We start from the raw sequence: 23,541 nt of genomic DNA, 5'->3' as shown, positions 1-23,541 counted from the left end.
TCTCTTTAACCTCGCTGCTTGGCGACGATCTCTTCCTGGATCGCGGCTGGAACCGGTGCGTAATGGGAAAACTGCATCGAATGAGTCGCGCGGCCCTGCGTCTTTGAACGGACGTCGGTCGCGTAACCGAACATTGTGGCGAGCGGGACCTCCGCGCGGATCACCCGGGTGTTCGCGCGTTGCCCCATATCGAGGATGCGGCCACGTCGCGAGTTGAGATCTCCGATGACGTCCCCGAGGTAATTCTCGGGAGACACGACCTCGACGGACATCATCGGCTCGAGGAGCACGAGGCCCGCCCTCTTGGCGCCCTCCTGGAAGGCCATCGACGCGGCGACCTCGAACGCGGGGCCCGAGGAGTCGACCTCGTGGTAGCTGCCGAAGTGGAGCCGCACCTTGATGTCGACGACCGGGTAGCCCGCGAGCACGCCGCGGCCCATCGCGTCCCGGATGCCCTTCTCGATCGAGGGGATGAACTCCTTCGGGATGATGCCGCCGACGATGTCGTTCTCGAACACGAAGCCCGCGCCACGCTCGGCCGGCTCGATGTCGATCCGGACGTGACCGAACTGGCCGTGCCCGCCCGACTGCCGGATGAAGCGCCCCTCGACGTCGGTCGCCTTCTTCGAGATGGTCTCGCGGTAGGCGACCTCGGGCTTGCCGACGTTGGCGTCGACCTTGAACTCGCGCTTCAGGCGGTCGACGATGATCTCGAGGTGGAGCTCGCCCATCCCGGCGATGATCGTCTGCCCGGTGTCCTCGTTCGTGAAGGTGCGGAACGAGGGATCCTCGTAGGCGAGCTTCTGCAGGCTGAGCCCGAGCTTGTCGAGATCGACCTTGGTCTTCGGCTCGATGGCGATCGAGATCACGGGGTCGGGGAACTCCATCCGCTCCAGGACGAGCGGCTGCTTCTCGTCGCAGAGCGTGTCCCCGGTGCGGGTGTCGCGGAGCCCGACGGCGGCGTAGATGTTACCCGCGTAGCAGACGTCGATCTCCTCGCGCTTGTTCGCGTGCATCCGGAGGATGCGCCCGAACCGCTCCCGCTTGCCGCGGGTCGAGTTGAGCACGCTGACACCGCTCTTCGTCGTGCCGGAGTAGACACGGAAGAAGGTGAGGTTGCCGAACTGGTCGTTCATGACCTTGAACGCCAGGGCCGCGAACGGCTCGTCGTCGCTCGCCTTGCGCAGGACGGTCTTGTCCTTCTTGTCGGGCAGCGTCCCCTCGACGGCCGGGATGTCGACCGGCGAAGGCAGGTAGTTCACCACGCTGTCGAGCAGGAGCTGGACCCCCTTGTTCTTGAAGGCCGAGCCGCACAGGACGGGGACGATCTTGAAGCCGAGGGTGCCCGCGCGGATCGCCGCGTGGATCTCCTCCTCGGTGACCTTGTCGAGCTCGCCGGCGATGAACTTCTCCATCACCTTGTCGCTCGAGTCGGCGCACGCCTCGATGAGCCTCTCCCGGAGCTCCTTGCACCGCGGCAGGAGATCGCCCGGGATGTCTTTCCACTCGTACTGCTGGCCCTTCGTCTCGTCGTCGAAGACGGCGGCCCGGAGGGTCACGAGGTCGATGACGCCGCGGAACGAGTCCTCGGAGCCGAGCGGGTAGTGGATCGCCACCGGATTCGCGCCGAGGCGCTCCCGGATGGAGTCGACGCACATGTCGAAGTCTGCGCCGACCTTGTCCATCTTGTTGATGAACGCGATGCGCGGGACCTCGTACTTGTCCGCCTGCCGCCACACCGTCTCGCTCTGCGGCTCGACGCCGTTGCCGCCGTCGAACACCGCGACCGCGCCGTCGAGCACCCGCAGGCTCCGCTCGACCTCGATGGTGAAGTCGACGTGACCGGGAGTGTCGATGATGTTGATCCGGTGAGGGACGCCCTTCTGAGATCCCTGCTCCGGCGTCCAGAAACAGTTCGTCGCGGCGGACGTGATGGTGATGCCGCGCTCCTGCTCCTGAACCATCCAGTCCATCGTGGCGGCGCCCTCGTGGACCTCGCCGATCTTGTAGTTGACACCCGAGTAATAGAGGATGCGCTCGGTGACCGTGGTCTTGCCCGCATCGATGTGGGCCATGATCCCGATGTTGCGCGTCCGTTCCAGGCTGTACTCGCGTGCCACTTTTCCTTCTCCGTCGTGTGATGCGTGGGGTGAGGGGTTAGGACTCAGGATGCAAAACACCCTCTCCAGCCCGGCCCACCGCCATTGTGGCGGGCACTTGAACCTGGAGAGGGTGTCGGGGTACAGCAGCAGCTTTTATAGGTCTCGCCAAGGCGAGCGCTGTCGCGCTCCCTCGAGAAGACCGGCTCTGTAACCCGATCCTTATGTCGACTGTGCCATCTCGCTCTACGCGTCTCCTCGCCTGGAAATGCGACGTGACATACGTGAAATGGACGAACCAGCGCAGACCCTGGATCTGCGCTGGCCGCCTCGCGGACCTACCACCGGTAGTGGGCGAACGCCTTGTTGGCCTCCGCCATCTTGTGCGTGTCGTCGCGCTTCTTGACCGCGTTGCCGCGGTTCTGCGCTGCGTCGACGAGCTCGGCGGCGAGCCGCTCGCGCATCGTCTTCTCGCCACGCCCGCGGGAGTAGGTCACGAGCCACCGCATCGCCAGCGCGACGCGGCGCTCCGGGCGGACCTCGACGGGGACCTGGTAGGTCGCGCCGCCGACGCGCCGGCTCTTCACCTCGAGCTTCGGCTTCACGTTGTCGAGCGCCTTGCGGAAGACGTCGATCGGCTCCTCCTTGAAGCGCTCGCGCACGATGTCGAACGCGCCGTAGAGGATCCCCTCGGCTGTCGCCTTCTTGCCCGACTGCATCAGGGAGTTCGTGAACTTGGCGACGAGCTTGTCCTTGTACTTCGGGTCCGGAATGATCTTCCGCTTCGGGACTTCGCGACGACGGGGCATTCTTCGTTCCTCTGCTCGGCTTTCGCCAGATCAGGCCTTCGGGCGCTTCACGCCGTACTTCGAGCGCTTGCGGTTGCGGGTTGCCTTGTTGGTGGAGCTCGGCCCGGCGGCACCGGACGCGTCGAGCGTGCCGCGGACGACGTGGTAGCGCACGCCCGGCAGGTCCTTTACACGGCCGCCACGGATGAGGACGACCGAGTGTTCCTGCAGGTTGTGGCCTTCGCCCGGGATGTAGCTCGTCACTTCCATCTGGTTGCTCAGCCTGACGCGGCAGACCTTGCGGAGCGCCGAGTTGGGCTTCTTCGGCGTCGTGGTATAAACACGTACGCACACACCTCGGCGCTGCGGGCAGGACTTGAGCGCAGGAGAGGCCGTCTTGTAGCGGGCGGCCTCGCGGCCTTGGCGAATGAGCTGGCTGATGGTCGGCATAGGGACGCGGATTTCCACCTGAGGGATGGGGACGCGCAGGATACCCAGGAGCCAAACCATGTCAAGCGGTACGAGACCCGTTCGTGCTGGATGCGTCCGCGCCCGGGTCTTCGGCGCTGCGCGCGGGGGTCGGGCGCGTCGCGGAGCGCATCGCCGGAGCGGTGGCTGACGCGCGCCGACGGCGCTCCAGGGCGCTCGTGGGGCTGCGCGTCGCGCCCGCGCGCGGCACGAGGCGGACGCTGACACGCGCCGGCGGCTCTTGGCGGCCCGGCGGCGGTTCGGTACGGTCGCTGCGTGGCGAAGAAGCTTTCACGCTCTCAGCGTAGAGAAAGCCGGCGGAAGGCGCCTCAGAGCGGCGCCGCGTCGGGGGCTGCGTCCCGCTTGGACACGAGGGTCGTGGGGCCCTCGTCGCGAAGCGACCCGGGCGACAACGCGACGGAGAGAGGGCCGGCCGCGGCGCGCCTCGATCGCACGACGAGCCGCCAGGGGGACGACGCGCTCCGCGCGACAGCGCGCGGCGGCGCCGCTGCGAAGGGCGAGCAACCGGCGCGAGCGCGCGGCGGAGGCACGCGCACGAAGGCGGGGAGAGATCGCGTGCTCCTGGTCTTCCTGGGCCTCGTGGCGCTCGCCGCGGTGATCGTGTTCGCCGCGCAGTCGCCCCGCGCGCCGGAGCGCGCCAGGGAGGAGCCCGTGAGCACGGCTCGGACGCCGCAGGAGCGCGAGGCGCCGGAGCCCTCCAGCGCGGCCCCCGCTGCGCCGACCGAAGCGGGCGAGCTGCCGGCGCGACCTCCCGTCGACTCGTCGCCGCCGACCATCGTCACGGCCGAGGCGGCCGCAGGGGCGCCGGCGAGCGCCGCGGCCTCGCAGCACGCAGCGGCCAGCGCCGGCCCGCAGGGAGCAGCGACCGGCGCCGCGTCCGCGGCAGCAGCAACGCCGAAGAAGCGAGCAGGCGCGACGAAGCCGGCCGCCGTGCCGAGCGGTGCGACGCCGACCGGTGCGACGCCGCCAACCGGTGCGACGCCGACCGGCGCGACGCCGAGCAGTGCGACGCCGACCGGCGCGACGCCGAGCAGTGCGACGCCGCCAGCGGGGACAACGCCGCCAGCGGGGACAACGCCGCCAGCGGGTGCGACGCCGCCGGCCGCGGCGACGCCGCCAGCGGGGACAACGCCGCCGGCCGCGGCGCCACGGCCCGCCGAGGCTCCCCTCGAAGGGTCAAAAACGCCGCGATGAAAGGACGTCCGAGATGCTTCGCTTGAATGCCTTGCCCGACGCCGCCCGAACGCCGCGCCGCTCGCCGCTCTCCTGCGGGCGGACGTTCGCCCTGCCGCTCGGCGTCGCGCTGTCCGGCCTCCTCGCCGCGACGACGGCGGTCGCGCAACCGGCGCCGCAACGACAACCCCCTGCGGCATCGCCGGCGCAGCCTGGGGCGACTCCGCGGCAGCCCGGCGCGGCCGCGGCTCCGCCGGCTGCGGCGCCGCCGGCCACGGCGCCGCAGCCCGGCAGCGCTCCCCCCGCGCCGCCTGGCGCCGCGACGCCACAGGCCGTTCCGCCAGCTCCCGCCGGGCCGCCCTACCCCGCGGCGCCCTACCCCGCGGCGCCCCACCCCGCGGCGCCCTACCCCGCGGCTCCGGGCGCCGCGCCGCCGCAGGGGGGCCCTCAGGCCGCGCCGGGAGCATCGCCTGGCTACCCGCCGCCGGGCTACCCGCCCCCCGGCTACCAGGGCGGCTACGCTCCCTATGGCGGTGCCTACCCTCCGCTGCCGCCGGGCTATCCGTCGCGCGCGGCGGAGATCCCGCCTGCGCCGCCCCCGGCTCCGCTGCGTCGAAAGAGCCCGAGCCTGATGCTGGGCGGCATCGCGCTCACCGCCGGCGGCACGATCGCGTTCTTCGCCGGGACCGGCCTGCTCGCCTCGGCGAGCGAGCGCTACGAGATCTATTGCGATTTCGGGGGCTACACCGGCATCTGCGACACGCGCACCGACGGCCCCCGTCAGGTCGCCGGCGCGCTCGTCTCGATCGGAGGCGGCATCATGCTCGCCGTGGGCATCCCGCTCTGGATCATCGGCGGCAAGAAGGTGCCGGCCACCGCCGATGCCCCCGAGGCGCCCGCCCAGACGACGCTCTCGCTCGGCCCCGGGTCCGCCGCGCTGCAGACGCGGTTCTGATAGCGCCCCCTCGCCCGCTCCCGGCGCCCCGAGCTGCTCCCCTCGCCCGCTTCACCGCCTGCCCGCGCTCGAGGCCGCCAGGGCGCCCGTCGCTCAGGAGAGGCCCTTCTTCTTCTTGCCGCCCTTGCGGTGCCGCGACTCTCCGTCCGACGCGTTCACAGGCATGCGGAGGATGTGGAAACGCCCGCCGCCGCGCGCCAGCGGATCGCTGAGCTTCACCCGCTCGCGCGCGATCTCGATGAAGCGCTGCTGCGACCGCAGCGCGGGGGTGCCGGAGGGCACCTGGAGCTTGTGGTAGCTGCCGTCGCTCGCGAGCTCCCAGGTCTTCGCCGTGTCGGAGGTCGCGGTGCTCAGCATGTCCTCCACGCGCGCGCGGATGGCAGGCTCGATGATCGGGACCATCAGCTCGACGCGGCGATGGAAGTTGCGCGGCATCCAGTCGGCGCTCGACATGTAGATCTCCTCATTGCCGCCGTTCGCGAACCGGAACAGGCGCTTGTGCTCGAGGAAGCGATCGATGATCGCGCGCACCTGGATCCGCTCCGAGAGCCCAGGGATCCCAGGCCGGAGGCAGCAGATGCCGCGCACCGCGAGCTTGATGTCGACCCCGGCCTGCGACGCCGCGTAGAGCGCGTCGATGACGTCGACGTCCACGAGCGCATTCATCTGCGCCACGATCTCCGCCTTGCGCCCGGCCCGCGCGTGCGCCGTCTCGCGCGCGATGAGGCCCAGCACCGCCGCGTGCAGGCCGAGCGGCGCCACGAGGAGGCGGTTCCACTTGGGCGGCGCGCTGTAGCCCGTCAGGAGGTTGAAGAGCGACGTCATGTCCTCGCCGATCTCCCGGTTCGCCGTGAACAGGCCGATGTCGGTGTAGAGCCGCGCCGTCTGCGGGTTGTAGTTGCCCGTCGAGAGGTGCACGTAGCGGCGCAGCTTGTCCTTCTCGCGCCGCACGACGAGCAGCGCCTTCGCGTGCGTCTTCAGCCCGAGCAGGCCGTAGATCACCTGCACGCCGCTCTGCTCGAGCATCCTCGCCCACTGGATGTTGCTCGCCTCGTCGAAGCGCGCCTTCAGCTCGACGATGGCCGTCACCTGCTTGCCGCTCTCGGCCGCGCGGGCGAGCGCCTTCAGGATCGGCGAGTCGCCGCCGGTCCGGTAGAGCGTCTGCTTGATCGCGAGGACGTTCGGATCATCCGCCGCGCGGGAGACGAACTCGGCGATCGGATCGAACGACTCGTACGGATGGTGCAGGAGCACGTCCTGCTCCCGGATGACGGCGAAGATGTCCTCGACGTCCCGGAAGACCGGCGGGACCTGCGGCGAGAACGGCTCGTCGCGGTACTCACGGCGCTCGTCGTCCGCGACGATGCCCATGAGGTCGGCGATGTGGAGCGGCCCCGGCACCCTGTAGACGGCGAGCGACGCGTCGACCTTGAGGGCGCGGCAGAGCCGCTGGACCGAGGTGCCGGCGCCCTCGCCGATGCCGATCTCCAGGCGCACGGCGTTGCCGCGATCGCGCCGGCGGAGCTCGGCCTGGATCGTCTCCAGGAGGTCCTCGCCCTCCTCCTCGTCGATCTCGAGGTCCCAGTTCCGGGTGACGCGGAAGGCGTACGTCCCGCGCAGCCTGCCCGAGGGGAAGAAGTCCTTCACGTGCCGGGCGATCACGTCCTCGAGCAGGACGAAGGCGCGCGTCGCGCCCTCCAGGCGGACCTTCATCAGCCGGCTCAGCATCGGCGGCACCTGGATGACCGCGAAGCCGGGCTCCTGCGCTTCATGCTCTCGGGAGAACATGATCCCGAGGTTGATCATCTTGTTGCGCAGGTGCGGGAACGGGTGCCCCGGATCGATCGCGATGGGCGTGAGGATCGGGAAGATGTCCGTGCGGAACCGATCGTCGAGCGCGCTGAGCTCGGTCGGGCCGAGCTCGTCCGGCCGGACGATCACGATGCCGGCGCGCCGGAGCGCCGGGATCAGGTCCGAGTTCCACAGCTGGTAGGCGTCGTCGACGAGCGCGTGGACCCGCGCGCCGATCGCCACGAGCTGCTCGTGGGCCGTGAGCCCGTCCGGCGGGACCTCCGCGATCGTGCGCTGCGTCTGCGCCTGGAGGCCGGCGACGCGCACCATGAAGAACTCGTCGAGGTTGGCGAAGAAGATGCTCAGGAACTTGAGGCGCTCGAACAGCGGCACCTCGTGCGATCTCGCCTCCGCCAGCACCCGCGCGTTGAACTCGAGCCACGAGAGCTCCCGGTTCAGGTAGTGCGCCGGGTCGCCCTCGATCGGGATCGGCCCCGAGGGGACAGGGATCGACACCGGACCGCTCGCCGGGGCGGCGCTCCCTCCAGACCTCGCTCCGGTCGGGTCGCTGGAGCCCGCTCCGGGCCTGTCGGTCTGGTCAGCATCCGTGTCGCCGCCGGAGCCGGAGGCGAGGGTGGTATCCGTGGAGGAGGGAAGGTCAACCATGGTCGAAGCTCCGATTTTAGCCCAGGTCTGATAGGGTCCGCCTATGGAATTCTGGCGACATCCGGGCGAGCTGAGGCACGCCTGCGAGCGAGCGCGCGCGGCGGGACGCCGCGTCGGCCTCGTTCCGACGATGGGCGCGCTCCACGCAGGCCACCTCGCGTTGATCGCGGAGGCGCGGCGGAGAGCGGACTTCGTGGCGGTGACCCTCTTCGTCAATCCGACGCAGTTCGGCGCCGGCGAGGATCTCGCGCGCTACCCGCGGCCGCTCGAGCGCGACCGCGCCGCCTGCGCCGAGGCCGGCGCCTCGGGCATGTTCGCGCCGGAGGCCGCGGCGATGTACCCGCCCGGCGAGGAGACGCGCGTGCGCGTCGGCGCGACCGCGGCCCCGCTCTGCGGCGTCCACCGGCCCGTGCACTTCGAGGGCGTCGCCACCGTGGTCACGAAGCTGCTCGCGCTCGCCGGCCCGTGCGTCGCCGTCTTCGGCCGGAAGGACTACCAGCAGCTCCAGGTGATCCGGCGGGTCGTCGCCGATCTGTTCTTGCCGGTCGAGGTCGTCGGGGCGACGACGGTGCGCGAGCCCGATGGTCTCGCCATGTCGTCGCGGAACGCCTACCTGTCGCCCGAGCAGCGGAGCGCGGCGCGCGCCATCCCGCTCGCCCTCGCCGAGGCGTGCCGCGCCTTCGCCCGCGGCGAGCGGCGCCCCGCCGCGCTCCTCGGACCCGCGCGCGCGCGCCTCGCGGCCGTCGCGACGAGCGTCGACTACGTGGACCTCGCCGACCCGGAGTCGCTGACGATCTGGAGCGAGGAAGCGGCGATCGGCGACCGGGCCCTGCTCGCGGTCGCCATCCGCCTCGGGACGGCGCGCCTCATCGACAACGTCGTCCTCGGGGAGGACGCGCCGCCCGTCGCGGTAGCGGGCGAGGAGGCCAGCTAGATGGTGAAGAGGAGCTCCGAGCAGGAGGGCCCCGCGCCCTCCCCGCGCCCGGCCGGAGAGACCGGCCGCGGCGTCTTCATCGTCTTCGAGGGCATCGACGGCGCCGGCACGAGCACGCAGGCCGAGCGCTACGCGGCGCACCTCAGGGCCGCGCGGCGCCTCGTCCACGTCACCCGCGAGCCGAGCGCCGGGCCGGTGGGCGCGCTGCTCCGGCAGGTGCTGACCCGCCGGATCTCGCTGCCCAGCGCCCGCCAGGCCGAGGTGATGGCGCTCCTCTTCTCGGCCGACCGCCTCGATCACCTCGGCGCCGAGGTCGAGCCGCTCCTCCGCGACGGGTACATCGTGATCTCGGATCGCTACGACCTGTCGAGCCTGGCCTACCAGTCCACGACGGCGGCCGACGGCGGGGATCCAGAGGAAATTCTGGAATGGATCCGAACACTTAACCGCCACGCGCGGCGGCCCGACGCCACGGTGGTGATCGACGTGGCGCCCGAGATCGCCGAGAAGCGGCGCCGCGGCCGCGGGGGGGCAGAGGAGCTGTTCGAGAGGACCGAGCTGCAGGCGCGGCTCGCGGAGGCGTACCGGCGGGCGGAGGAGCTCGTGCCGGGCGACCGCGTCATCCACATCGACGGGGGTGGCCCGGTCGAGGAGGTCTCCCGCGCGATCACCGCCGCGCTCGGGCCGTTCGTGGAGCGTTGAGCCGGGGCGGCGGCTCATCGAACCTCCGAGAGGAGCTGCGGAGGACGCGGCGCGTCCGTGTCTCTCCGTGCTCTCTGCGCCTCGGTCGTCCGAGCCCTCGAGTCGCGCTCTACGGACAGGCCGCGTTCGCGATCTCCACGTCGTCGATGCTCCAGCTCGACACGGTGTCGACGAAGGAATCCCGCCCGACCTCGTAGCCGAAGCGGATCCGCAGGCTCGCGTTCTTGTGGGGGGTCAGGTCGTAGCGCATCTTCGTCCAGGCCGAGTCGCGGACGCCGGGGTAGGGCCCCGACTCGAAGAGCACCTTCCACCGGACGCCGTCGTAGACCTCGACCCGGTTCGTCATGTGGGGCGCCTCATCGCTGTTCAGGAAGCGCCAGAACGTCAGGTACACGCCGCCCGTGACATCGGCGTTGATGACAGGGCTCGTCAGGTAGAAATACGGGTGAACGCCGGGGGGGGCGTTCCCTCCGATGACCACGCCGGCCAGCCCGTTGTCCGGGGTCGCCGTGTGATCGAGCGCCGGATCGGCGTGCCCGTAGGTCTGCCCGACGGAGGCCGCCGCCGCGCCGATCTGCCAGGTCGGACCGAGCTCCCACCCGGCCGCGTTGCTCTCGAACGTATCCCGGAAGTAGACCGCCGGCGCCGCCGCGTCGCCGCCGCCCTGGCAGACCCCGGCCAGGCAGGACTCCCCCACGGTGCACCAGTCGCTGTCGACGCAGACGCCCCCGTCGGGGACCGAGCGCGGCGTGCACACCCCGGCGTCGCTGCAGACGCCGCGCGTGCAGCCGACCGTCTGTGAGGAGCACGATTCCCCGGGGGTAGGGATGGAAATACAGGCGCCGTGCTCGTCGCAGACGCCACGTTTGCACTCGTCGGTCCCGGAGAGACAGGCGCCGCCCGGCGCGATCGGCTCAGCATAGCAATTGCCAGAGCCCGGATCACAGGCACCACCGTTGCACCCGACGCTCAGCGCGCTGCAGTCCTTGGGGACGCCCCCCTCGCAGCGGCCGCTCTGGCAGGTCTTGCCGACCCTGCACAGGTCGCCGGAGTCCGCGCACGGCGTCCCCTCGTTCCCCGGGACCGCCTCGCACGCACCGGTGGCCGGGTTGCACGCGCCGACATGACAGGAGTCCGGTACTTGGAAGAAGAAGCAATCCCGCTGGGTCCCGACGCAGGCGCCGTCCATGCACGCCGCGTTGAGCACGCAGCGGTCTTCCGTCGCGCACGACGCCCCGTTCTCCCTCGGCTCCACCCCGCAGCGGGGCTCGCCGCCCGCGTCGACGCACGTGACGAGGTGACAGCCGTCCGGCGCGATGCCGCAGTCCTCCTGCGCGCCGCCCTGACAGACGCCGTCCTCGCACGTCTCGCCGACCGTGCAGGCGTCCCTGTCGTCGCAGGGCTCCCCGCCCGCGCTGGGGACGAGCTCGCACGCGCGCGTCGCCTCGTTGCACACGGCCGTCATGCACTGCGAGGTCGGGACGAGCGAGCAGTCTATCTGGCACGGAGCGCCGGCCCCGCCGCCGCCCCCACCGCTCGAGACATCCGGCCCGGCAGCGCCGCCGCCGCCCCCCGCCGCGCCCGAGCTGCCAGCGGACGTCGCGGTCGAACAGCCAAGATCCGTCAGGGCGACAGCGGCAATTACCCAGGGAATCCACCTAGTCATGTTCGCCTCTTTCCAGCAATCGTGACGCACCTCGTGGGAATTACGCGTCCTTCGCGGCTGCGCAAGGAAACATGATGTTCCGACGCGCGAGCACCCGGAACGGTCAGCGACGACGAAGGGCGACGAAGGGCGACGAACGACGACAAACGACGGCGGCGAGGAGCGCAGCGCCGGCGGCGCGGGCGAGGACAAGAGAGCTGCGAGGAGCCGTGAGAAGCCGTGAGAAGCCGTGAAAGCAAAGACAGCGACGAGAGCGAAGACATCACGAGACAAGCAAGGCCCACAAACCGGAGAGCCCCTATCGCCCCGCGTTCGAGAGATGCAGTATGCTGACGAGATCGTCTCGGAGCTCGGCCACCCCTCGATAGACAGACTACTTCGCGCGTGGAGCCCTCGCGGCCGCGAGCCACGTCGCATCCATTTGCAGAGGAGCGCAGAGATGTCCTTCCGACGTCATTCCGTGTTTGCCCCTTTCCTCGTCGCCGCCGCGCTGGCCGCTCTATCGGGCGGCTGCGCGGCCACCGAGGACAGGAGGCCCGCGCGCGCCAACCCGCCGGAAGACGCCGAGAGCGGCGGAGGCGGCGCCTTCGCCTTCGGGGCGAGCAGCACGGGCGGAGGCGCGTCGCTCGGCGCGGGAGGGTTCGGCGCGACCGGCGCGGGCGGCTTCGACGAGGGGGCCTCCTGCGCACAGACGAGCGCAGCGGCCGCGCTGATGCCGCTCGATATGCTCATCTTGCTCGACCGCTCCGGCAGCATGCTCGGCTCGAAATGGAGCGGCGTCACGAGCGCGCTCTCGACCTTCGTGAACGACGCCGCCTCCGCGGGGATGAACGTGGGGCTGACCTACTTCCCGCGGGGCAACAACGGAATGAACGACTGCGACCACACGGCCTACGACCAGCTCGCGGTCACCATCGGCGAGCTGCCGCTGCACACGCCCGAGATCACCGGCTCCATCCGGGGCACCTCGCCGGGCGGCGGGACGCCCATGCGTCCGGCCCTCCAGGGGGTGCTCTCAAACGCGACCGCCTACAAGGACGCGAACCCGTCCCACAAGGTCATCGTCGTGCTCGCGACCGACGGCGATCCGTCCGGGTGCGCCGGAAACACGGTCGCGAGCACCGCGGAGATCGCGCAGCGGGCGCTCAACTACAACGGTGTTCAGACCTACGTCATCGCCGTGGAAGGCTCGACCCTGGCCAACCTGGACCAGATCGCCGCCGCCGGCGGGACGGCGCGCGCGTTCGACGTCACCGCGGACGTCGCCGCGTTCTCGGCGAAGATGGCCGAGATCCGCGCGTCGGCGCTCCCGTGCGAGCTCCTCATCCCCGAGCCGCCCGCGGGCGCGACCCTCGACACGAGCCGGGTCGCGGTCAGGTTCGCGGCGGGGAGCTCCAGCGCGCTGGAGATCCCGAAGGCGGACGACGAGGCCGACTGCGGCCGGGGGCCTGGGTGGTATTACGACGACGAGCTGCTCCCGAAGAAGATCATCCTCTGCCCCGCCTCCTGCTCGACCGTGCAAGGCGAGGTGCAGGCGAAGCTCGACGTGCTCTTCGGGTGCGAACCGACGCTGAACTGAGCGCCTCGCGTCCGGCCGTCGGCGCGGGGCTCACGGCCGCCGCGGCGCCGCCGTCTTCAAGGCGTCGAGCGCGGCCAGGAGCTCGGCCTCGGTGAACGGGAGCCGCGCGAGCGCCGCCTGCTCGTCCGCGAGCGCGAGATCGATCTCGCGCTGCGCGTCGCGGGCCCGGAGGATCCACCCCGACGACTCCCCGGTGCGATCGCCGAGGCGGACGGTGCCGGCGAGCATCTTCTGCCCCTTCTCCAGGAGCACGCGGTAGCGCAGGCGCATCGCGCCCTCGAAGAGCTGCTTCTTCCGCGGGGTGTCGGCGCTCGGCGGCGGCGGGACCCGCATCACGTCACGGTGGAGCTCCTTGTAGAGCTGCCCGATGCGGTAGCCCGCCATCGCCGACCAGTGGGCGTCGAGGCTCCGCATGGCCTCGGTGTAGGCGCCCTGCGCATCGAGCAGCCCCTGGCAGCGCCGCTCCAGCGCCTCGGCGAAGCTCGCCGGCACCGGCACGAAGGTGATGGCCTCGCTCCGGCGCCGCCGCACCTCGCCGAGCGCAAAGCTCACCTGCGCGAGCTCGATCGGCGGCTTGCCCGACTCGCCCAGCCGGTGCGCCTCGATGAGATCGCGCGCGAGCCCGACCTGACGCGCCGCTTCATCCACGAGATCCTGCTCGACGAGGCCGAGCGCGAGGGCGCCGCGCACCTCGATCGCCTCGAACACGCTCAGATCGCCGAGGCGGAGCAGGCGGCGCGAGACCTCGACGAGCTCGGGCCACCGCTCGAGGGCGGCCGCCGCGCGCGCGAGCCGGAAGAGGGCGCCGCGCGCGACCGCGTGGTCCGGGAAGCGCCGCGCGACCTCGCGGTAGCGCTCGGCCGCGAGCGCGCGGTCGCCGAGCGCCTCGTGCGCGAGCCCGGCGTTGAACAGGCTCGGCGGCGCGACCTCGCCGTCAGGCGCGAGACGGACCAGTCGATCGAACAGAGGCGCCGCCTCGCGCGCCTTGTCAGCCAGGAGCAGCGCGCGCGCCCGTTCGAACTCCGCCGCGAGCTCGGCGTCCGAGTAGGGCGATATGACGACCGGTGCGAGCTCGACCGGCGGACGCGCCGAGGCCGCTTGCGGGGAACGCGCCCGGGCCGGCGCCGTGGCCTCCGAAGTGCATCCACCGAGGAAGACGAGGAAGACCAGGACGACCGCAAAGGTGAGGAGAGCGAGCCGGGGGATGCTGATGCTCGACATGACCCGGGAAGAATAGCCCCACGCTCGAGGTTGTTCCGCTTCGTGCATGGACGGAGCTCCCGGCCTGGCCGTCCCGAGCGGAGGTGGATTGCTGTGCGCAGTAGGGCAATCCCCGGTTTCGGCTGCTGCTCCATGACGTTGCAGAGGGTACCGCCCGACAAAAAGCCTGCATTGATCCGCCATGTTGCGGTAATCTCGCATTCGTTCCACAGGCCGCTGTTTGGGCTCGTAGCTCGGCGGCGGTCTCCTCTCCAGCGACGATCAGAACGAGGGCTTCTGTTGTGGGCTCTCGAAGGATTCACGGCCCTGTGGTGGGGCCTTGGAGGTGGGTACATGAAGCATCAGATCATCTCTCCTCGTGCGGTGACGTCGGTCGGCCCGGAGCAGCGGCTCAGCATGGCGGAAGCGCGTCACCGCGAGCTCGACTCGCGCCTCAGGCAGCTGGGTCGGCGGGCGTTCTTGACACCGGGGGAGAGCATGGAGGCGGCCCAGCTCAAGAAACGCAAGCTCGCCGCGAAGGACGAGATCGAGTCCCTGCGCCGGCGGCTGTCGTAGCGCAGCCCGACTGACCGGCGATCTCCAGCGCCACGAACGGCGCCCCGCCCCGCATCTCCCCCTCACTGTTCCTGTCCAGGCCATCCGGCGCGCCCACACGGTGGTGGTGGGGGAATTTGCCCGGAGAGATGTCCCATGAAGGCGCGAAGGCGGGAAGATCATTGATGATTTCCTTCCCGCCTTCCCGCCTTCATGTTCAAATGACCCCACCACCCACACGGTGGGACGCCCGCACGCGGCACGATGCCAGCGCGCGGCGCGAACCCAGTGCACGGCGCGGCGCCAGCGGCGCGCCGAGGCACGACGACCGCGGGCGCCGGCGCGCCGAGGTCAGAGCGTGGGCGCCGGGGCTTCCGGCGCATCGGCCGGCGATTCAGGAGCAGCGTCGGGCTTCGGCGCAGCGTCGGGCGCGGCGCCGGTCTCCGGCAGCGCCTCGGCGCCGCCGTACACATCGCGGTTGAGATCCGCGAGCGTCTCGGTGAGGCGGATCTTCTGCTCGCTCGTGACGCCTCCGGGGGTCTGCTTCTCGATCGCCGCGGCGAGCCCGAGCCAGTGGCGCGCGTTGTCGCGGTAGCCCTTGCGCGGATCGGCGACACCGGTGCCCTGCGGCGCAAGCTCGGCCAGGCGGTAGTCCGTCATGCCCCGGAGGTACGCGTACTGCGCCCGCTCCGGGAGCGAGAACGAGTCCATGTCGTGCTCGAGCACGCGGAACAGCGAAAGCGCCTGCTCGAACCGGTTCGCCTCGTAGTGGCTGCGGGCGCGATCGAGATCCTGCGTGTAGGTCGCGCAACCCGGCGCGAGGGCGAAAGACGAGAGGAGAAGGACGCACGAGACCAGGCGACGCATGCGCGGAGGGTATCCCCCGCGTCGCGGCGCGATCAAGCGGGAAGGCGGCCCACCGCGCGGCGGCCGCCGCCTCCCGGGGCGCCCCACCGGCTCGAGCGGAGCGCAGCGCCGGCCACCGTCGCGGTGGCGTTCGGCGATGAGAGGGTGTGGGCGCGGGGAGAGCCGCCCCGGCTCACCCCGCGAGCCGCCTGCCGAGGAGCCGCGCGGCGAGCGCCCGCAGCCAGTCCGCCCGCCGGGCGTCGGGCGGAACGAGCCGCCCCGTGCGCCCAGCCTCCAGGATGGCGGCCGTCTCCGGCGTCGGGTCGGCGCACGCCTCCAGCACCCGGAAGACCGTCGCGTCCTCGTGCGCGACGCCCGCCTCCGCCACCCAGGCGTCCACCGACGCCGCGAACGCCGGGTCGCCGGGGAACGGCTGCTCGACCTCGTTGCTCGGGCCAAGCCCGTTGATGCCGCTGATCACGAGGTCCTTGCGGTCCTTGTAGGTCAGCCCCGCGAGCTCCTCGGGGAGCAGCGGGCGGCCGATCCAGATGTCCTGCACGCCCATGCCCAGCGGGAACTCGAGCCGCGTCTCGAGCGGCTCCGGCGGCAGCGCGCCCGAGAAGCGCACGGGCACCACCGGGACGCCCACCGCGAGCGCCATGTCGATGAACGCGCCGCTCATCTTGCGCACCGGCGTGCGGCACTCGAGCGACCGCGTGCCCTCGACGTGCACCATCACCCCCTTGCCGGAGCCCTGCATCTCGGCCCCGAGCTCCGCGATGATGGTCCCGAGCGACGCCCTGTCCTCGCGATCGAAGTACGTGATCACCTTCGGATCGCGCGCGCCCGGGTACGCGAAGCAGTGCGCGAGCATCGTGCCGAGCCACGTCGCCCGGTGCTCGGCCTTGGCCAGCGTGACCGTCGAGACCCCCGTGAGGCCCGAGACGGCGATGCCGAAGAGCAGCGACTCCACGGCGACCTGGTGGTTGCCGACGTAGAGCAGGCTCCGGCCCTTCACGGCGCGGAACGCCGCGGGGTCGGCGATGTGCACCCGGCGGATGAACCGCTCGATGAGGCCGAAGTACAGGTCCTCCGCGGGCCACCGGCCGAGGCCCATGGCCGCGCCCCAGTAGCGGCGCACAGGCTCGATGTCGATCACCGGCGGGCCGGCGTCGCGGACCACGACCTCGGAGCCCTCGCGCGCCACCGCGAACGGCCAGCGCGTCAGCGGCTGCGCCGAGGAGACGCCGGCGAGGGAGACCGTCGACGGGTGCACGCCGGCGCGCCGCGCGACGTGATCCTTCACGGCCGCCGCCTCGACGAGATCGCCCGACGCGGCGTACAGGTGCGCCACCGTGCCCGGCATCCAGTCCATCGTGCGCACGTCGGCCGGACCGCAGCGCGCCTCGCCCGACGCCGCGTCGACGCGCGAGACGCCGAGGTCGACCGGGGCGCGGTCGCGCAGGAACGCCCTGCGGATCCCGGGCGGCGCGCCGCCGACAGACCCCTGCGGGATCAGCACCTCGACGAGGCGGAGCTCCAGCCAGACGCGCTCCCCGGCGGCCGTGCCGGCCCCCGCGATGGCCTGCACCCGGAACGAGACGAAGCGATCCTCGCGGCCCTCGTAGCGCACCTCGATGCGCACGGGCGCGTCGGGCGACGGCCCGAACAGGCGGAGCGACGGGATGCGCGACGGGAACGCGATGTGGCCGGGAGGGCTCTCCGGATCCCACAGGAACAGCCGGTCGTGCGGGATGGCGTGGGTCAACGCGTCGAGCATGCCCTGGTGCAGCGTCCCGGGAGGCACCGAGCCCTTGCCGGGATCGAGCACCGCCGAGGCGCCGCGCGCGCCGAGCCGCAGCGAGGTCAGGTACCGGAACGCCGGGCCGTGGAACAGCGTGCCCACCGCGTAGGGATCGTCGGCCTCCGGCGCGTCGAGCGCCGGCTCCAGCGCGGGGGCGGGCGGGTACGCGCCGGCCACCCGCACGCGGCCGGTGCACACCGGCTCGAACCGCGAGAGCGCCGGGTTCGAGGCCTCGCGCCACGCGAGGAGCCGCACGTCGAGGACATCGCCGGATCCGGTGGCCTCGGCCTTGACGCGCACCGGCCCCGGCACGGGCAGCCAGCGGAGCACCACCACGTCCTCCACGGCCACGACCACGCTCCCCGGGCGCGCCCGCACAGCGGCGCCGGCCAGCCGGTCGACCATGCTCATGCCGGGGAGCGCCGGGAGCGTCCAGGTGGGGCAGTGATCCGCCACCCAGCCGGCCGGATCCAGCACCTCCTCGGCGTCCTCGGCCTCCGGCGACGGGGCGGCCCGCCCCGCGGGCTGCTGCTGGAGGCGAGGGCCCTGGCTCCGGAGCACGGCGCCAGGGAGCGAGGCGAGGTGGCGCGCGTTCCCGCGGACGTCGAAGCCGACGTCGCGCCGCGCGCGGGGCGGCGGAGCGCCGTCGACGATCCGCACGCCGAGCGTCGCGCCGTAGATGCGGAGGCCGTCCACCCACAGGTAGGACTCGGCGATGACGAAGGGCCCGCGGTCGTCGCGGCCGACCTCGAGGATGTCGGTCTCGACCGTCACCCGCCGGCTGCTCGGCAGCACCTGGCCGCGGTAGCGCCAGGAGTGCTCGTGCCCCGTCATCACCGGCTCGAACCGCGGGTCGGCGAGGCCCGCGTGGAGGTCGTGGTGCAGCATCCAGAACTGGATCGTCTGCAGCATCGCCTCGATGCCGAGCGAGCCGGGTTGCACCGGATCGCCCAGGAAATGGGCCTTGAAGAACCACTCCGAGGCCTGGACGTCCCGCTGCGCGCGCAGCCGGCCGAGCCCCTTCCGGCCGCCGGTTTGCCACAGGCCATCGACGCGGTCGATCATCAGCAGAGACGGCCGCGCGAGCCCGAGCTTGTCCCCGCAGTAACGCGCGGGGCGCTCGCGGAGATCGACCTCGAAATCGGACGGCGCCTCCAGCGCGGCGAGCTCCTCGGGCTTCGGCGGGATGCCGATCTGCGTCGCGAGCGCGGCCTTCGGGAAGAAGCCGAACACCGTATCGAGGTCGTACACCGGGGCGCCGCCGAGGCTGCACTCGACCCGGAACGCCAGGATGATCATGCCGCCCGACCGCGAGAGGTTCGTGAGCCGCGACGTCGTGCGCAGCGCGCCGCCGGCCGACGCCGGCAGGACCTCGCCGCGCAGCGTGCCCTTGCCGTCGAGGTTGCGGAAGTACAGCGCGCCCTCGCTCGAGAGCGCGCAGCCGGCGTAGCTCGCGAGCCAGCCGCACGTCTGGAGCGCGGCCTCGAGCACCACCGCGAACGGCATGGTGAGGCTCGCGTTCTCGTCGAAGTACCAGGCGTCCTCCGGGACGTCGTACTCGACCTCGACCTTCGCGCCGGCCTTCATCGCCGCCATGGGGCTCGAGACCGAGAGGACCCGGCTCATGAAGTGGTACGGCGGCCCCGGGAGCCGGGCGACGTGCCGGCCCTCGTCGAACCTGCGGTAGAGCGGGCCGAAGGCGTCCGACGGCCTGCCCCAGGCGCACGAGAGCAGGCTCCGGTAGTCGAACGGGAAGCCGCCGGCGTGCGCGTCGTCAGAGCCGGCGCCGTCGGGCGGCGGCGCGCCGAGCTCGGACCCGGGGACCCGCGCGACCGGCTTCGGCTCGACGTGGCCGTCGAGGAGCTCGGGGGAGCCCGAGAGCGGCCAGTCCGGGCTCAGGCGCAGGCCCACGCGGCGGGCATGGAACGCCTTGAGGCCGTCGACCGTGCACAGGAAGTCGGCGAACACCGTCGGGTGCGGGCCGTCGTGGACCTCCTCGATGAACACCTCGTACGTGAGCAGCCGGCTCGTCGGGACGACCTGGCCGCGGCAGCGGAGCAGGTAGGGGATCTCGGGCACCGGCTCGAAGCGGAAGCCGTCCGCGTCCACCGTGAAGCCCATCGCCGCCATGGTGAACGCGAGCGCCTGCAGGCAGCCCTCGAACATGAGCGTGCCCGGCATGCACGGGTCGTCCTTGAAGTGGCCCTCGAAGTACCAGCCGTCCTTCGTGATCGGCAGCGTGGCCCTGAGATAACCGCGCTTCCACGGGCCGCCCGCGGGATCGAACACGTCGACGCGCTCGAAGAACAGCATGGGCGGCGCGCTGATCCGCGGCGTCCTGACGTGGGTGCGCAGGCGCTCGAAGCCGGGGCCGAACGCCGCCGCGCCGTCGCCGGCCGCGAACGAAACGAGGTCGGCCCGGTCGAACGCGGACTTCTGGCAGGCGATCCGCGGCGGATCGAGGCGGGCGGTCGCCGCGTGCTCGGCGGTGTCCGCGTCCCAGAGGACGCCGCCGGAGCTCGCGAGCTCCTCGTCGGTGAAGAAGCCGGCCTGGCCCTTGCGCGTCTTCAGCCGCAGCTCGCCGCCGATGCGACAGTCGTAGTGGAAGAAGAACAGGCGGACGTCGCCGTGCTTCGCGTGCCCGTCGACGTGGATGTCGTAGACGAGCGTGTCGCCCGGGCGCGGCAGGCCGCCGTAGAAGGTGAGCTCGCAGCCGAGCAGCCGGTAGACGCGCTCGCCCTTGTTCTCGAAGTCGGCGCCGAGCCAGCTGATGAGCAGCAGGTCGGCCTGGCCGCTCTCGATCATGATGCCGGCCGGCATCGCGCCGTCGTGGAGGTACCAGGAGTCCCACCGGACGTCGGTCTCGGTCCACATCGTGCCGAGCTTCATCGAGCCGGGCTCGGCGTCGATCCCGGTGACCCGGTCGGCGAGCAGCAGCGGCGGCATCGGCATGCGCACCTGGCGGCGATAGCCGTCCTGCCGGGCGAAGAGCGGGCCGAACACGTCGGAGATCCGGCCCGAGGCGAGGCGCTCGAGCTGCTCGCGGCTGAACCGGGGGCCCCGCGGCGCGAGGGCAGCCGCGGCGGGGCGCGGCGAAGGCTGCGGCGCGGCGGCGGGGCGCGGCGAAGGCTGCGGCGCGGCGGCGGGGCGCGACGGCTCCGCCGGGCGCGGCGACTCGGCGCGGGTCGGGCGCGGCGTGTCCACCGGCCGCGGCGGAGGTTGCGGCGCAGCGGTGGGGCGCGGCGATTCCACGGGGCGCAGCGCCTCGATCGGCCGCGGCGGCTCGACGCGGGTCGGGCGCGGCGACTCGACGGGGCGCGGCGACTCGGCGCGGACCGGGGCGACGCGGGAGACCTGCGCCGAGGGCGTCGCGTGCACCACCGCGGCCACGCCCGACGACGCCTGGACGAGCGAGTCCAGCGCGCGCTGCCGCATCTGCAGGAACCGGCGGTGGACCTGGGCCTGCTGCTCTGCCCACTCCCTGTGGATCTGCGCCAGCTGAACGGTGAACGCCGCCGCACCGGCGATCACGTCGCCCGGGATGTCCACCGCTCCGGCCTCGACGAGCTCCGGCGCGACCGGCAGCGGCTCGTTCGGGAGGTACATGGCCGCGGCCTCGACGAGCGCCGGCGCGACCGGCAACGGCGCGATCGGGAGGTCGGCGGCAGGGGCCCCGACGAGCTCCGACGCGACCGGCCGCGGCTCGTCCCAGGACAGCAGCGGCGGCGCGTCGGCGGCAGAGAAACCCGTGGGCCCGGGGTACAGCGACGGCAGGTCGTCGAGAGCGGACGGCAGAGGCGGCGCAGGTTCCATGGAGTCTCCAGGGGATGAGGAGGAGGCCGCGCCGGGTACGACGATCGCCGGCGGGTGGGCGGGGAGCGTGAGCACCGGGCCCTCCGCCGATCGTGGCGGCGGGAGCGGCGCGGCCGGACCGCCGGCCCCGATGCGGACCGACAGCGAGCCCCCGCCGAGGCCGGCGCAGCGGACCTCGGCGACGCGGACGTCGTCGGTCCACGGCGTTCCGTCGGGCTTCCGGGCATGACGGCAGGCGAGCACCGCGGCGGCGACATGCAGCAGGCCGGAGGCGGCGTGCGCATGGCCGAACCGCGGCGCGAGATCCGTGGCCGACAGCACGAGCCCGGGGTCGGCCGGCTCGTCCACGACCACGGCCAGCACCGGGTGCCGCTGTCGAACGGCGTCGTCGAGCCGCTCGAGCACGAGCACGACCGCGGCGTCGCCGGGGGGCAGGTGAACGCCGAGCGCCTCGAGCGCGGCCACGTGGGCGGGCTCGCACGAGAGGTCCACGGCGCCGACGATCGCGGCGTCCACGGTGCCGGCGCGCAGGGCGCGGGACGCGACGCGCAGCGCCCAGGGCCCGGAGAGCTCCTCGGCCGCGATCGTGAACGACGGTCCGCCGACGTCGAGCTGGCTGTTCAGCCGGTTCGCCGGGATGTTCGGCATGTTCCCGACGACACCCGCCGCCTGGAGGGCAGGGATGATCGAATCCCGCAGCGCGCCGACGTCGACCGACGGGCCGAGCCGCGCCGGCGCCGTCTCGGCGACCCGCCAGCGCGTCATGTACCGGCACACCTCGGTGTCGGCGCCCATGCCGATGAGCACGGCGGTGCGGTCGCGCGGCAGCGCGAGCCCCTCGGTCGCCTCGATCGCCGCCTCGAGCAGCAGCGTCTGCTGGGCGAGCGCCTGCTGCAGATCGCGCGGCGGGAACCGGAGGCGATCCGCGGGCAGCGCGACGGTCGCGCGGCGAGGATCCGCGCCGCCGCCCGAGAGGAGCGGCTCGGCGAACGCCCGGACGCCGCGGAGCTCACCGACGCACAGGCCCATCGCCACAACGGCCAGGTGACCGGCCGGGGCGGGCGGCGCAGCCGGGGCGAGGCGCGACGCGGCCGGGTGCGACGCGGCGTGCGTGGCGTGGGCGGCGCGCCCCTTCGGCGAGGCGGGCTCGTACGCCTCCACGAGGAGGTGGGCGTTGTTCCCGCCGAACCCGAACGCCGACAGGCCCGCGAGCCGCCGGCCCTCCCACGGCTCGGCCCGCTGCAGCACCCGGAACGGGCTCGCGGCCACCGCGTCGCTCAGCGGATCGGCGTGCAACGTGGGCGGCCGGACCCCCGCCGCCATGGCGCCGAGCAGCTTGAGGAGCCCGGCCGCGCCGGCGGTCGTGACGAGGTGACCGAGGTTCGACTTGAGCGAGCCGAGCGGGACTTCGCGGGGGCCGAACACCTCGGTGAGGGTCGCGATCTCGGTCGCGTCGCCGAGGGGGGTGCCCGTCGCGTGGCACTCGAGGAGCGAGACCTCGCCGGGATCGAGGCCGGCCACGGCGTACGCGGCCCGCATCGCGCGCAGCTGGCCCTCGACCGCCGGCGCGAGCAGGCCGCGGCCGCGGCCGTCGTTCGACAGGCCGACCCCGCGGATCACGCCCAGGATGGGCCTGCGCGCGGCCTCCGCGTCGGCCAGGCGCTCGAGGACCACGAACGCCGCGCCCTCCGCCGGGACCAGGCCGTCGGCCTCCGACGAGAACGGGCGGCTGCGCCCGGTGCGGCTCATGGCCGACAGCGCGCAGAACCCGATGTGCATGAAGAGATCGTCCGACCGGCACACCGCGCCGGCGAGCATCCGGTCGGCCTCGCGGTCCTGCAGGCGCTCGCAGGCGAGCGCGATCGCGTAGAGCGACGACGCGCACGCGGCGTCGAGCGCGAACGCCCCGGCCCCGAGGCCGAGCGCGTCGGCGAGCAGGTGGGCAGGCAGCCCCGACATGAACCGGTTGCGCGGATCGGGCCGCGCGACGCCGGCGAGATCGCCGAGCCACGTCGACTCGCACCACGCCGACATCGCCGACGAGGGGAACGAGAGGTTCCCGACCACCGCGCCCGCGCGGTCGGACCGGCCCTCGTGGCCGGCCTCGCGCAGCGCCTCGCGGCCCGCGTAGAGCACCCACTGGAAGAGCGGGTCGAGCGCGAGCAGGGACTCGGGCGGACCGCTGCGCCGCGGGAACGGGTCCCCGGCCAGCACGCGGCGGAAGTGCTCGTCGAACTCGGTGACGTAGCCGCCGCGGTCGCTCCACGCGCGGTCCTTCACATCGCGCACGTCGCGCACGCCGCCGGCGAGCGCGACGCCGGCGAGCGCGCGCTCGCGCGACAGGCGCCAGCGGCCGTCGGGGGCGCCGGACACGAGGTCCCTGCCGGCGAGCACGTTGTCCCAGAGGGCCGCGGGGTGGAGCGCGCCCGGCAGGACGCACCCGCGGCCGACGATGGCGATGGGCTCGAACACGGTTGCCTC

Annotated in this window: 14 protein-coding genes; 6 read left to right on the top strand and 8 right to left on the bottom strand. The window is 72.5% G+C overall.

Annotated features, from left to right (window positions below; all coding sequences use genetic code 11):
• Positions 1-5: 5 nt before the first annotated feature.
• From fusA to rpsL, 3 genes are all read right to left on the bottom strand, one after another.
• Positions 6-2,120: an elongation factor G gene (gene fusA, locus WMF36_RS04810; protein ID WP_437578432.1), complete on the bottom strand. Its 2,115-nt coding sequence runs from the start codon at positions 2,118-2,120 to the stop codon at positions 6-8.
• 317 nt (positions 2,121-2,437) lie between these two features.
• Positions 2,438-2,908, bottom strand: coding sequence for a 30S ribosomal protein S7 (gene rpsG, locus WMF36_RS04805; protein WP_437486970.1), 471 nt, complete (start codon positions 2,906-2,908; stop codon positions 2,438-2,440).
• Positions 2,909-2,938: 30 nt separating this feature from the next.
• Positions 2,939-3,337, bottom strand: coding sequence for a 30S ribosomal protein S12 (gene rpsL, locus WMF36_RS04800; RefSeq protein WP_012233473.1), 399 nt, complete (start codon positions 3,335-3,337; stop codon positions 2,939-2,941).
• A gap of 381 nt (positions 3,338-3,718) precedes the next feature.
• Between rpsL and WMF36_RS04795 the strand changes: the two genes are divergently transcribed.
• Both WMF36_RS04795 and WMF36_RS04790 read left to right on the top strand, forming a co-directional pair.
• Complete coding sequence (locus WMF36_RS04795) at positions 3,719-4,570, top strand: hypothetical protein (protein WP_437578431.1); 852 nt, start codon at positions 3,719-3,721, stop codon at positions 4,568-4,570.
• A 13-nt stretch (positions 4,571-4,583) separates the two neighbouring features.
• The gene (locus WMF36_RS04790; protein WP_437578430.1) at positions 4,584-5,504 is read left to right on the top strand and encodes a hypothetical protein; all 921 of its coding nucleotides are present in this window, start codon (positions 4,584-4,586) and stop codon (positions 5,502-5,504) included.
• Between the two features lie 93 nt (positions 5,505-5,597).
• Here the strand turns inward: WMF36_RS04790 and ppk1 are convergent, their stop codons facing one another.
• Positions 5,598-7,961: a polyphosphate kinase 1 gene (gene ppk1, locus WMF36_RS04785; protein WP_437578429.1), complete on the bottom strand. Its 2,364-nt coding sequence runs from the start codon at positions 7,959-7,961 to the stop codon at positions 5,598-5,600.
• A gap of 43 nt (positions 7,962-8,004) precedes the next feature.
• Between ppk1 and panC the strand changes: the two genes are divergently transcribed.
• Together panC and tmk are read left to right on the top strand one after the other, a co-directional pair.
• Complete coding sequence (gene panC / locus WMF36_RS04780) at positions 8,005-8,895, top strand: pantoate--beta-alanine ligase (RefSeq protein WP_437578428.1); 891 nt, start codon at positions 8,005-8,007, stop codon at positions 8,893-8,895.
• Positions 8,896-9,597, top strand: a complete 702-nt coding sequence (tmk, locus tag WMF36_RS04775; protein WP_437578427.1) for a dTMP kinase — start codon at positions 8,896-8,898, stop codon at positions 9,595-9,597.
• Between the two features lie 109 nt (positions 9,598-9,706).
• Here the strand turns inward: tmk and WMF36_RS04770 are convergent, their stop codons facing one another.
• Positions 9,707-11,263 carry a hypothetical protein gene (locus tag WMF36_RS04770; protein WP_437578426.1) on the bottom strand — a complete coding sequence of 519 codons (1,557 nt, stop codon included), beginning with the start codon at positions 11,261-11,263 and terminating at the stop codon, positions 9,707-9,709.
• 439 nt (positions 11,264-11,702) lie between these two features.
• Here WMF36_RS04770 and WMF36_RS04765 point away from each other — a divergent pair, with 439 nt between their 5' ends.
• A complete protein-coding gene (locus tag WMF36_RS04765) occupies positions 11,703-12,842 on the top strand; it encodes a vWA domain-containing protein (RefSeq protein WP_437578425.1) in 1,140 nt (379 codons plus the stop codon).
• Between the two features lie 30 nt (positions 12,843-12,872).
• Here the strand turns inward: WMF36_RS04765 and WMF36_RS04760 are convergent, their stop codons facing one another.
• Positions 12,873-14,063, bottom strand: coding sequence for a tetratricopeptide repeat protein (locus WMF36_RS04760; protein WP_437578424.1), 1,191 nt, complete (start codon positions 14,061-14,063; stop codon positions 12,873-12,875).
• A gap of 333 nt (positions 14,064-14,396) precedes the next feature.
• Between WMF36_RS04760 and WMF36_RS04755 the strand changes: the two genes are divergently transcribed.
• Positions 14,397-14,618 (top strand): YdcH family protein, encoded by a 222-nt coding sequence (locus tag WMF36_RS04755; protein ID WP_437486960.1) that lies wholly within the window; start codon positions 14,397-14,399, stop codon positions 14,616-14,618.
• 330 nt (positions 14,619-14,948) lie between these two features.
• Here WMF36_RS04755 and WMF36_RS04750 read toward each other — a convergent pair whose 3' ends face one another.
• Together WMF36_RS04750 and WMF36_RS04745 are read right to left on the bottom strand one after the other, a co-directional pair.
• On the bottom strand, positions 14,949-15,464 hold the full coding sequence (locus WMF36_RS04750) for a hypothetical protein (protein WP_437578423.1): 516 nt from the start codon (positions 15,462-15,464) through the stop codon (positions 14,949-14,951).
• 172 nt (positions 15,465-15,636) lie between these two features.
• The gene (locus tag WMF36_RS04745) at positions 15,637-23,532 is read right to left on the bottom strand and encodes a beta-ketoacyl synthase N-terminal-like domain-containing protein (RefSeq protein WP_437578422.1); all 7,896 of its coding nucleotides are present in this window, start codon (positions 23,530-23,532) and stop codon (positions 15,637-15,639) included.
• Between the last annotated feature and the right edge of the window lie 9 nt (positions 23,533-23,541).

It is taken from the genome of Sorangium sp. So ce887 (assembly GCF_051521455.1).
In the GTDB taxonomy this organism is placed as follows: Bacteria; Myxococcota_A; Polyangia; order Polyangiales; family Polyangiaceae; genus Sorangium.
The sequence above is the reverse complement of the archived record's forward strand: the minus strand, read 5'-3'. Positions and strand labels throughout refer to the sequence as shown.